This window comes from Intrasporangium oryzae NRRL B-24470 (assembly GCF_000576595.1).
GTDB classification, from domain to species: Bacteria; Actinomycetota; Actinomycetes; order Actinomycetales; family Dermatophilaceae; genus Intrasporangium_C; species Intrasporangium_C oryzae.
This window is the reverse complement of sequence record NZ_AWSA01000084.1, coordinates 1-10,118: the sequence shown is the minus strand read 5'-3', so window position 1 is coordinate 10,118 and position 10,118 is coordinate 1. Positions and strand designations below refer to the sequence as shown.

General features: G+C 67.1%; 11 protein-coding genes and 1 pseudogene. 10 read left to right on the top strand and 2 right to left on the bottom strand.

Translation table 11 applies throughout. The annotated features are described in order from the left end of the window. A partial coding sequence (locus N865_RS22490) for a transposase (RefSeq protein ID WP_211244943.1) occupies positions 1-219 on the top strand: 219 nt, incomplete at its 5' end. A gap of 606 nt (positions 220-825) precedes the next feature. On the opposite strand, the gene N865_RS22895 is transcribed toward N865_RS22490, so the two are convergent. After that, positions 826-1,410: a hypothetical protein gene (locus N865_RS22895; protein ID WP_157557814.1), complete on the bottom strand. Its 585-nt coding sequence runs from the start codon at positions 1,408-1,410 to the stop codon at positions 826-828. Positions 1,411-2,239: 829 nt separating this feature from the next. Between N865_RS22895 and N865_RS23355 the strand changes: the two genes are divergently transcribed. The 6 genes and pseudogenes from N865_RS23355 (at position 2,240) to N865_RS20780 (ending at position 5,788) form a co-directional block, all read left to right on the top strand. Next, complete coding sequence (locus tag N865_RS23355) at positions 2,240-3,118, top strand: DUF7669 domain-containing protein (RefSeq protein WP_211244942.1); 879 nt, start codon at positions 2,240-2,242, stop codon at positions 3,116-3,118. A gap of 153 nt (positions 3,119-3,271) precedes the next feature. Next, the gene (locus tag N865_RS20795) at positions 3,272-3,682 is read left to right on the top strand and encodes a helix-turn-helix domain-containing protein (protein ID WP_051511196.1); all 411 of its coding nucleotides are present in this window, start codon (positions 3,272-3,274) and stop codon (positions 3,680-3,682) included. 144 nt (positions 3,683-3,826) lie between these two features. Then, the gene (locus N865_RS20790) at positions 3,827-4,414 is read left to right on the top strand and encodes a hypothetical protein (RefSeq protein WP_034810187.1); all 588 of its coding nucleotides are present in this window, start codon (positions 3,827-3,829) and stop codon (positions 4,412-4,414) included. 252 nt (positions 4,415-4,666) lie between these two features. Further along, a pseudogene (locus tag N865_RS23795) lies at positions 4,667-4,909 on the top strand (hypothetical protein); the annotation flags it as partial. Continuing rightward, positions 4,910-5,272, top strand: a complete 363-nt coding sequence (locus tag N865_RS23790; RefSeq protein ID WP_281173528.1) for a PucR family transcriptional regulator — start codon at positions 4,910-4,912, stop codon at positions 5,270-5,272. It abuts the pseudogene before it with no gap. A gap of 249 nt (positions 5,273-5,521) precedes the next feature. Next, the gene (locus N865_RS20780; RefSeq protein WP_034810186.1) at positions 5,522-5,788 is read left to right on the top strand and encodes a hypothetical protein; all 267 of its coding nucleotides are present in this window, start codon (positions 5,522-5,524) and stop codon (positions 5,786-5,788) included. Here N865_RS20780 and N865_RS20775 read toward each other — a convergent pair. After that, positions 5,772-6,707: a hypothetical protein gene (locus tag N865_RS20775; protein ID WP_051511194.1), complete on the bottom strand. Its 936-nt coding sequence runs from the start codon at positions 6,705-6,707 to the stop codon at positions 5,772-5,774. The two genes, N865_RS20780 and N865_RS20775, sit on opposite strands and share 17 nt — an antisense overlap. Before the next feature lie 545 nt (positions 6,708-7,252). Here N865_RS20775 and N865_RS20770 point away from each other — a divergent pair. From N865_RS20770 to N865_RS23970, 3 genes are read left to right on the top strand one after another with little or no spacing between them, the layout of a single operon-like run. Continuing rightward, positions 7,253-7,495 carry a hypothetical protein gene (locus tag N865_RS20770; RefSeq protein ID WP_034810185.1) on the top strand — a complete coding sequence of 81 codons (243 nt, stop codon included), beginning with the start codon at positions 7,253-7,255 and terminating at the stop codon, positions 7,493-7,495. Between the two features lie 50 nt (positions 7,496-7,545). After that, the gene (locus N865_RS23145) at positions 7,546-9,168 is read left to right on the top strand and encodes a tetratricopeptide repeat protein (protein WP_051511193.1); all 1,623 of its coding nucleotides are present in this window, start codon (positions 7,546-7,548) and stop codon (positions 9,166-9,168) included. 4 nt (positions 9,169-9,172) lie between these two features. Further along, complete coding sequence (locus N865_RS23970) at positions 9,173-9,742, top strand: tetratricopeptide repeat protein (protein ID WP_051511192.1); 570 nt, start codon at positions 9,173-9,175, stop codon at positions 9,740-9,742. Positions 9,743-10,118 lie beyond the last annotated feature (376 nt).

Here is a 10,118-nt window from a genome sequence, read left to right as displayed (position 1 = left end):
ACCTCCTGCCCGATCCCGGAGATCGCCCGGCTCGGCCGGACATTGGCGCAGTGGCGCGAGGCGTTCCTCGCGTACTTCACCACCGGCGGCGCGAACAACGGCGGCACCGAAGCCGTCAACGGCCTCATCGAGCTCCACCGACGTGTCGCCCGCGGCTTCCGCAACCGCGAGAACTACCGGCTGCGGATGCTCCTCATCGGAGGAGGCCTCAGCCTGTGACCCACCTCAGGTATGAAGAGCCGCTTTTCCTGTGCAATCGAGTCTGCGAGCAAGGCCGTGGCCGAATATCGACGCCAGGTGGACGCTGCGGCTGATCAGGCCGAACGCCTGATTAGTGAAATGCGCAAGAAGGGCGCGAACGCTGCCCCCTGACGTCGACCGGCTGCGCTGGTGCGGGCTCCACAGCTGAGGTGCTGAGGGCCAGGCGCAAGGTGACGCGCGAGCGCAGGCAAGTAGCTGGGGATCGACTGGTTTGCCGCACATCGCTGATCCGGGAGCCGGACCGACCTCGTACTTTCGTTGTCAGCCAAGACAATTAAGAATACGCGGTTTCGTCTCCTGCGTTTCGCACTGCGAGTCCGGTACGCGTCGTCTTCTCGGCTCGACCCTGAAGGTGAATGTCAGCTGTGCGGCGCGAGGCCGCACACACGAGGCCGCACACACGAGGCCGTGGACTCCTTGCGTCGAGGGCCCGGTCCAAGCAGGCGTTCAGGACGTGGCTCGCGCAACCCGAGCAGTCCCGCCGCGCGGGCGGATGGGCGACGGTCGGGGTTCCGCCGGGTCGTGGCCACTTGGGACCGGGTCCAGGACCACGAATAACCCGGGTTACCGGTCAAGTGGCATTAACAAATTCGGAAGTTCGACGCTTCGAGTCGTGCCGACACTACTTGCCCAGTCTTCATAAATCAGATCGACGACAGTAGCGACGTATGCTCCCAGCGTCTCAGCGCATTCAATCGTTGATCTTTCGGCCACGTCACCCTGAAGCAGGAAGCTATTAGCGAAACATTGCGCGTAGCGTTGGAAGGCGACAGGTGTCTCAGCTATGGTCCGTCGCAGAGGTCGGTCACCCAGCAACGTCAGGCGCTTGGCGACCTCACGGCGGGCGTCGTTATATAGGTTGTCGTACTTTCGCCCCTCAATTGCCTCCTGGCGCCGAGCGGAGGCGTAGACGCGCGCGCGATCGGCTAACGCTGGCAACTGTTCCAACAGCTCTGAAGCCGCCTTTTCATAGTTTGCGCGCTGGCGGGAAAGCCTCTCCTGCTCCACTTGCTGGCCAACTACTTTCACCTGACCGCGCGCCGTGATCCAGGCAACAAGGACCGAAACCAGCCCGGCAAGGACCGCCCCAAGGAAACCCTGGAACCAAACATCTGCCCCCAGACCCAGAAATGTTGCATCTTTCAGCACCTGTGTACCTCCGCGTATGTGGCCTTGCTGGCCCGTCGGTGGCGAGTCAACGGCTGGGCTATCGAGCCAGCTATGACGCATGCCACCACGTGCGTCCAGAGAAGGCGGAGGAATCGATGTCGTTGATCGCGACGTCTCGAAAGGTGGACCATCGGGTCGGTCCTGGTCCACTCCGTTCGGTAAGCGCACCGGCGGGTAGTCAGCCGGGGACGGCACCCCCCGCAGCGTGCCGGACCACCCCCGCCGGCGTGAGTCCCCTCTGACCATCGTCCTGGTTGGTCTGTCGCCGCCCGGCTCTTCCCCCAGTTTGGGATGTGGCCGGCCCAGTTCGTTGGTGCCGCGCTCGCGCCCAGCGATGCTTCGCTCGGTGTCCCTGTGGTTACCAACCACGGTGTGCCGTCGAGGATCCGCCAGCTGGCCGCCCAGTGGCATCACGAGCACCGCCTCGCCGTGTTCGCGATTGATGCGAAGAACTCCACCACGACGGACTGCCGACACGCGGCCGTCAAGAACGCCGCCGTCTCAGCGAGCCTAGGCATCAGCGCGATCGCACTGCTGCTTCTGGACGTGCTCTCAGGGCGACCGGCAAACCCCGGCCGTCTGGGCGGCGGAGGGCGCCGCAGCCCCTAGCCGCGGCGAAGGGAAAGGGCGCCCAACAGCCCCCGGCGAGCACACCCCCTGCGGAGCGGCCGTCCCGGAGCAGGCTCACACGCGGCCCCGGGACGAGACTGGACACCGCAGATGGGAGGCACCATCGTGCCGTCACCCGAAGACCGGTTGCTGGATGAGCTTTGGGGGCAACACCTGCGGCGGATTGGACGCGTCCGCCATGGACAGTGAGGCCAAGGCGGCGAGCGGCGAAATGTTACCTGAGCCAGTGTCCACCGGCGGTGCAGGGACGGTCTGGGACCGCCTGCGCGACTACGCGGCAACGCAGTCCGGGCCCTTCACCTCTCAGGAGGTGCTGTCCTGGTTCCGCCGCCATGCGCCGTCGAAGGCCAACGAGAGAACCGTGCGCACCCACATCCGTGGGGCATGCTGGAACGTCGGAGACCGGTCTCAGTTCTCGCACCGAGAACCGTTCCTCACCCGGATCGATCGCGGAGTATTCCGACGCGCCACGATCAACGAGATCGAGCAATGGCGCGCCCGCAACACGACCGCCTCGACGAGCAGACCGACCGGCGCTACCTCCGAAGGCACAGCCGCACCGGTCCCCCTGGGCCCACCTAGCTCCGGTTCGTCTCCCCAGCCACAACCAGACCAAGACAGGCGTCCAGCGGGGGAGTGGTACACGGAGGCCGACGTCCAGTCGTCCTTGGTGACTGCCCTGGTGAAAAACGGCTGGCGCATCCTGTCGGTCGCCAACACCGCGGCCCGCGAGCATGGCATCGATGTGGTCGCCGCCCGTGACGGTCAGACTGCAGGCATCGAGGTGAAGGGCTTCCCGAGTCGCAACTATGCGGATCCCTCGCGTGCCGGCGAGGCGAAGCGCACGCTCCCCGGCACGCAGGCCGGGCACGGGTACGCCCAGGCCGTGCTTGCCGCGATGCGGCTCCGGGGCAAGGAACCGAGGTGGCGCAGTGCCATCGTGCTGCCCGACTTCCCGCGTTACCGGGAGCTGCACGGCCAGACGGTCGCTTCGCTGTCCGCCGCGCAGATCGAAGTGTGGTGGATCGATCGAAGCGGTGACCTTCACGCTCCGTGATGCCCTGAGCTCGGCGACTCGAAGGCACCATCGTGCCGTCACGCGATAACCGGTTGCTGGAGGAGCTTTGGGGGCAACACCTGCATCGGCTGGGACGCGCGGGGGCGGCCCAGTAGCGCTGCTTCCGCGCATCAGTCGGTGATAATGGTTCCCATGAGCACCGCCGCAGCAGCACTCCCACGGGTCGACGGCCGGCACCGCAACATGGCCCTGGCCGCGGCTCGTCGCGCCCGCGCCGTTGAGCTGCGCACCCAAGGGTGGACCTACCAGCAGATCGCCGACGAACTCGGCTACGCCAACCGCGGCGCGGTCTACCAGGCCGTCAGCAAGGCGCTGCAGGGCCGGACACACGAGGCCGTCGACTCCCTGCGGGACCTCGAGACAGCCCGCCTCGACGCCCTCCAACATGGGGTCTGGGACCGCGCCATGAACGGGGACGTCGAAGCCGCCCGCGCCGCACTACGCATCATCGTCGCCAGATGCCGGCTGCTCGGCCTCGACGCCGCTTCGCTCATCCGAGAGCCGGACCGATCTCGCACCCTTGTCGCCAGCAAGGGCAAATAGGAGACGCTGTTTCGTCTCCTGCGTTTCACACTCCTTGCACAAGCAGAGGGTGAGAGTCACACCGTTCAGCGCACGGGGCAAGGTACTTCTGTCCGATTTCCTGGGCGCGATCTCGAAGCGCCCCCGAGGGTATGGAGCGTTGGCATGGCATTCGTGGACACGTTGCTCGGAGGCGCGCTCGCCATCGTTGGGGGGGTGGCGGGTGCCGGCCTCAGCCAATGGATGGCCGGGCGTCAGTCATCGGAAGCGGCGCAGCGAGACCTGGAGCAGCAGCGGCGGGCGGCTCTGCGGGCGGCGTCCGCTAGGTATTCGCAGTTCGCCGTGGCGTCGAGCAACGCGACGGCAGACATGGTCAGCCGTTGGCAGGAATCCCCCACGGAGGCTCGGGTCGACCGGAACCCCGGGCTTGCCGCCAAGTTGGTCGGAGCGCTCGGCGAGGTGCTCCTGCTCACGACCTCGCGCGAGGTCGCCGATACCGCGTCCGCCTTACGGTGGCAGCTGAAGTTGGCCTTCCAGTCGATCGAGAACGTGATCGTCGCTGGGGGTTCCGGGGTCGGCGGGACCGGAGCCGACACCGTGGTGCGCCTCCTGGAGCGGGCAGTGGAACTCCGCTCGGCGTTTCTGAATGCCGTGCGCGGGGAACTTGACCTGGACGCCCTCGTGCGAGCCGACCTGGGGGTGGATCAGATCGTTCAGCAGCCGAGCTCGACCCAGGCGCTGCGGCTGGAGTAGCTCTGTCTTGCCTCGTCGGCCGTGAACGCGGGCCGCTTCTTGACCCGACGCCGCGTGCCGGTTGACACCCAGTGGAGGCGACTTCCTTGCGCCACACGTGACCTCGGACGTCACCGCTGTCGCTCAGTTGGTTGGCGGCTGAAGGTCTTGATCGACGTCGCGGTCGCCCGTCCGTCGTGGCTGCACGCGATCCTCCCGTGAGGAAGACGGACGCCTTCGTGCGACGGTCGTGGGACCGGCGACCTCGAGCGGGTTGCCGACGCGCTCAGCGTGCACCTGTCGGCATCCATGCCCAACTCTGCCGTCGCCGTGGTCGGCGGCATCGCGTACGGCCTGCTCGCCGTCGTACCCGGCAGCGAGCCGGAGGAACGCGCCGCGCGCTTGGCAGAGGAGTTCTGCGAGCGGGTCGGGAGTCGCTTACCGATCGTGGTCGGCATCGGTGGCGTGGGCGACGACGTCCGCGGGGTGGCCGAGTCGCGGGCGACGGCGACCCGCGTGCTGCGGGTCCTGCGCGAGGGGCACGCAGCACGGCGGGTCGCCCGCCTTCCCGATGTCCATGCCCAGTCCCTCCTGCTCGAGCTGCGCGACCTCGCCGCTGCGCGCGGTGAGCGGCCGCTCGGCCCCGTCGCGCGCCTCTTGGCGTACGACGAGCACAATGACTCGGACCTGGCCGAGACCCTCGAGACCTGGCTCGACACGCTCGGCGACGTCCGCGCCGCCGCAGCCGCACTTTTCATCCACCCCAACACGCTGCGCTACCGGCTGCGTCGGCTCGAGGAGGTCAGCGGACTCGACATCGGTGATCCGGAGCAGCGGTTCGCGGCGATGCTCCAGCTGCGGATCCTCGCGCCGCGTTGAGGCAACGGACGGGCGATGCTCCGGGATCGACTACACCGAGCGCGGTATGAGCGGCAGTCGCCGGAGAATCAGAGTGAGGCCTCGCTGACACGGCGACTGCCAGCCAAGCGATCCGCTCGATGAGTTCGCAGTAGGGCCGGGCGTCCGTGCGAAAGGCGTCGATGGAGCGCTGTAGCTCGTCGGCGTCCTGGGGAAGGCGACTCCGCTCGAGTTCGCACAGCGACCCAGCCCCGGGTCGCCCAGCCCTTGATGTCGGCACCGATCAGGGCGGCGTCGACACATAGACGCTCCGGCCCCGACCCCGCGCACCAGTCGCTCGGGGTGCGCTGCCTCGTCCAGGACTACGACGACCCGACCGTCGAGGAGATCTGGATCAACGAGCCAGTTAAGATTGGCTGGATATTTCCCGCCTTGTTCGTGATGATGATGATCTCGACGATGGTGCTCGGCTTGGAGGACCTGGCGAAGCGGCCCAACGGGCGGCAGCTGGTGAAGGGGTCTAAAGCGGCTCGGTGAGGGCTTGCGCGAGGGGTATTCCGGTTTGCTTCTTGCTCAAGTAGAAGGAGCCGTCATGGGGTTTGGCCCCGTTGACGACGGTCCAGGCGGCGTCGAAGGTGCATCCCGGGGGTGGTTCGCCGAATTGTGGGCGGAGATCCGGTTCGGCCGCGACGAGGTCGTTGCGGTCTGCGATGTTGACCCACCGCCGCACCTGCGGGGGATACCCGGGGGGCTGTGGTCGGACTTTGTTGAACACGATGGTTCGCAGACCGAGGGGGCTACCGATGGTGAGCAGGAGCGGGATGGGGTGGCTGAGTCGGTGAGCGGCTTCGTAGGCTACGACGGAGCCGAGGGAGTGGCCGAGAATGGCCTTGGTGTCGGGACCGATGAGGGCGGCGACTCGGCCCTGGATCTCGTCGCGGATGGTTTCGTCCGTGAGGTAGGCGGTGACCTGGGAAAGGGTCTGGTTGACGAACTTGCCGGCGAATCTCATCCCGAGAGGCGCGAACCAGCGTAGTCGGGCCAAGGCGTTAAGGGCGCTGCGCTGGGCTTCCTGGATAGGGCCCTGCTCTTCGTGGCCCTCAGGTTGCAGGTAGCTCAGTTGGGTGGTGGCGGCCTGCTGGTCTGGGTTGACCCGCTCGGCGCCGTGGCGTAGCCACTCCTGGGCGATCGCTTCGGCTAGGTCGCGTCCCTCGCCCGCTGGCGGAACGGTGTCGGTGGTACCCATGGTGCCGGGTTCGAGGAATAGGTCGCCGTAGAAGGCCATTTCGGCGGTGATCCGTTCCGTCGAGCCGGTGACCGGCCACACGCGCGTGGCCAGGTCCGGATGGCTGGCGGCGCGAAGCCCGTCGGCGATGGCAGGCAACCATTCCGATTCGAGCGTTGCCGCGCCCCGTTGTTCTTGGGCGATGCCATGCACCAGGACGATGTCAGCCACAGAGGCCTCCTTTCCGGGCTGTGCTGGTTTGAGGCTATCGGCCGCTGGCCCGGTCCGTGAGGGCTTCAATGAGGTTATGGGGGGGCGTCGGGCGTTGGTTATCGGATCGCAGTGTGGCGGGCTGCCCAACCTTCCCCTGTCGTTCCTGTCGCAGGCGGCGCGGGACCTGTTCGACGTGCTCGTGGACCCCTACCGGGGCGGGTGCGACCCGGAGTCGAGCCGGCTAGTTCTTGACCCGGACCGAAGCGCGATGGTGGCCGAGGTCAAGGCAGCGGTGGCAGCCGCTGACGCGGCGCAGGCGACTCTGCTGATGGCGTTCGTGGGCCACGCTGAGGCTGTGGGGAACGACCTGTACCTGCTGCCCATGAATGGGCAGTCCCCGCCAGACTCAGATACCGGGTTCCTGTTCGGGCAGCGGCTCACCGAATTAGTGCGCAGCCACAGCGGCCTCGATGGGCTGATCCTGCTGGTGGATGCCTGCCAGTCAGGTGCAGGCTTGGCGGACATGGCGGCCCGTGCTGGCGCCGACATTTGCGGAGGCTGGCATGCGAGTGCAGCTCGTCACGTCAACGTTCGACCAGGCCGCGCGGGACGGGTGCTTCACCCGCACGCTGCACCGGCTGCTACGCGATGGCATCCCAAGCTTGTCGCATGACTACCTGCAGGCGGACGATCAGGTGATCGGGCGGATCGCCGGCGTGTGCAAGACCCAGGACCCACCGCGTACCTTGGCCATTCAGGGCGATGGCAACTCTCGGACCCCGGGCTTTTCATTGGACACAACGTAGCCTCCCCCAACGCGTGGCCCCTCGCCGGCACCGCCGCCAGTGGCGAGGCGGTGGAGCTCACCCGAGACTTCCAGACCACCCAGACCCTCGAGCAGGTCGTGGCCGGGTGGAAGCACGGTCAGGTGGTTGCGCTCTTTGGAGTAGCAGGTTCAGGCAAGTCGGCGGTCGTGGCCGCCTTGACCCGTCCGGAAGTGGCGCCTGACACCATTCCACCCGGTTTCATGCATGCGGTGGCGTTCGCGGCGACAAGTCCCACCCTCGTTGCCATCGCCGAGATGCTGGCTCAGCAACTCGAGCGCCTCCCAGGATTCGCTGAGGCGTCTGAGCGATACACCGCCCGGTTCGATGAGACCGCGCTGGGGAGGCAGGATGCGATGACCCGACTCCTCGTGGGACCCCTTGGGGCCCTCACAGTGACGGGCCCCAAGCGGGTACGGATCGCTGTCGATGCACTGGACCAGATGGACGCCGCGGCTCGCGCGGTTTTGAGCGAAGCCGTGAAGGCGATGATTGAGGACTCGAACCTGACGGGGGTTCGGGTGCTGCTGACAGGCCGTCCCGGCTCGTTGCCTGACTTTGGTCGAGAGCAACTGCGGATCGACATGAGCCAGGCGCCTGCTGAAGAAGTCATCGCGTACCTGGTGCGCCGTGGTCCCGACCAAGGGCTCGTGCGCGCCATCGCTGCGCAGACCCACACCTGGCTGGACGCGAAGGTCCTCGCTGACCTCGCCACCTCCGTAGGGCCCGTCGATGCGCCGCCAGAAGGGGTGAGCCTCGCGGACCTCTACGAGCGAGCCATCACCGCAGCGCAAATCAGGGTCCAGGACGACAAGTTGCTGGCGGCGGCGCTTGCCATCCTCGCCGCCGCGGGCACCGGTCCGATCCTGCCGCTCGGGATCCTTGACGACGCCTTGGGCGTTCTCGAACATCCAGCAACGGCCGCCCAGGCCCGGGACTTGCTCGTCGGGCTGGATGGACTCGTGGTCCGGGCCAAGCCCGGAACCTCCGAGGAGACGATAGGGCTGGCCCACGAAACACTCAGGGACCACCTCGTCTGCGCAGCGGAGGACGGCCGGAGGTCGCCCAGACGCGGACACGAGGCGATCCTCTCGGTGCTGGAACGCGACATGAACGGCACTGCTGCCGCCTATTCGGGTTACGTCAAGCTTGCCTTCGCGCAGCACCTCTGGGCGGTGGGCCGCCAGATCGATGCTGTGAAGCGGGTCGGTCGCAGCCTTGGGCATCGCCCCGCGGACAACGTCACGGTTCTCAGAGCTTGGCTGGAGCGTGCCTTCGCCGAACTCGGGGAGGACGACTTGGCCACTCTCATAATTCGAAACGACCTCGCCTCCTGGATCGGGGAGGCTGGGGATGCGGCAGGCGCTCGGGACGCGTTCGCGGCGCTCCTGCCGGACATGGCACGCGTGCTGGGCGCAGATGACCCGGACACCTTGGCGGCGCGCAATAATCAGGCCTCCTGGATCGGAGAGGCCGGGAACGCAGCAGGGGCGCGGGACGCGTTCGCGGCGCTGCTGCCTGACCTCGAGCGGGTGCTCCCCCCGGATCATCCAGACACGTTCGCGGCCCGGAACAAACCTGGCCTCTTGGATCGGGCAGGCAGGGAACCCTGCTGGGGCGCGGGAGGCGTACGCAGCCCTGCTGACCGACTTTGAGCGGGTGCTTGGCCCGGATGCTCAAGAGGTCCTGACAACCCGGAATAACTTGGCATCCGCGATCGGGGAGGCAGGGAACCCTGCTGGGGCGCGGGACGCGTACGCGGCCCTGCTGACGGACCTGGAGCGGCTCCATGGCCCGGACGCTCCCGCGGTGCTGACAACCCGGAACAACCTTGCTGAGTGGATAGGACAGGCTGGTGACCCGGCCAAGGCGCGGGACGCTTTGGCGGTGTTGCTGCCTGATCGGGTACGGGTGCTCGGTCATGACGCTCCAGGCACCTTGGCTACCCGGGCCAGCCTGGCGCGGTGGAGCGGGGAGGCCGGTGATCCGACCCGGGCCCGGGATGCGCTGGCGTCCTTGCTGCCCGACCTGGTGCGAGTGCTTGGCAAGACTAGTCCGAACACCCTTCGCGCCCGGGCCAGCTTGGCGTGGTGGACGGGAAAGGCCGGTAACGCGGCTGGGGCGCGGGATGCGCTGGCGGCGCTGCTGACTGACCGGGTGCGTCTGCTCGGCCCGGAGCATCCGGACACTTTGGAGAGCCGGGCCTGGCTGGACCGGTTAAGCCGGTGACCCGGCCGGGACCTGGGATGCGCTGGCGCCTCTGACCGACGGGGTGCGGCTGCTCGGGCGGGAGCACCGGGACACCTTGAGCATCAAAGCGATTACGACTTCTGCGCGTGAGTCGCATTGGTGTCTGGATGACCAACGTGCGGACTAACGCGCACCAATCGGCTGGCGCCACCCGATCTTCGAAGGGATCGGCGAGAATGCCGTGGGCCGCCTGGTCAGGTTGCACTTGGGGCGCATCCGTCGCGGTTCATCATCGGGGAGCGCGCCAAGAGAGGAGAGCCTCGATTGCTCGTCACACTGAACTCAAGTGTGGTTGTCTGCCTTGAGAGCGCTACAGCACCGCTGACCTGTCGGCAACGCTCGAAAATGAGGCCGA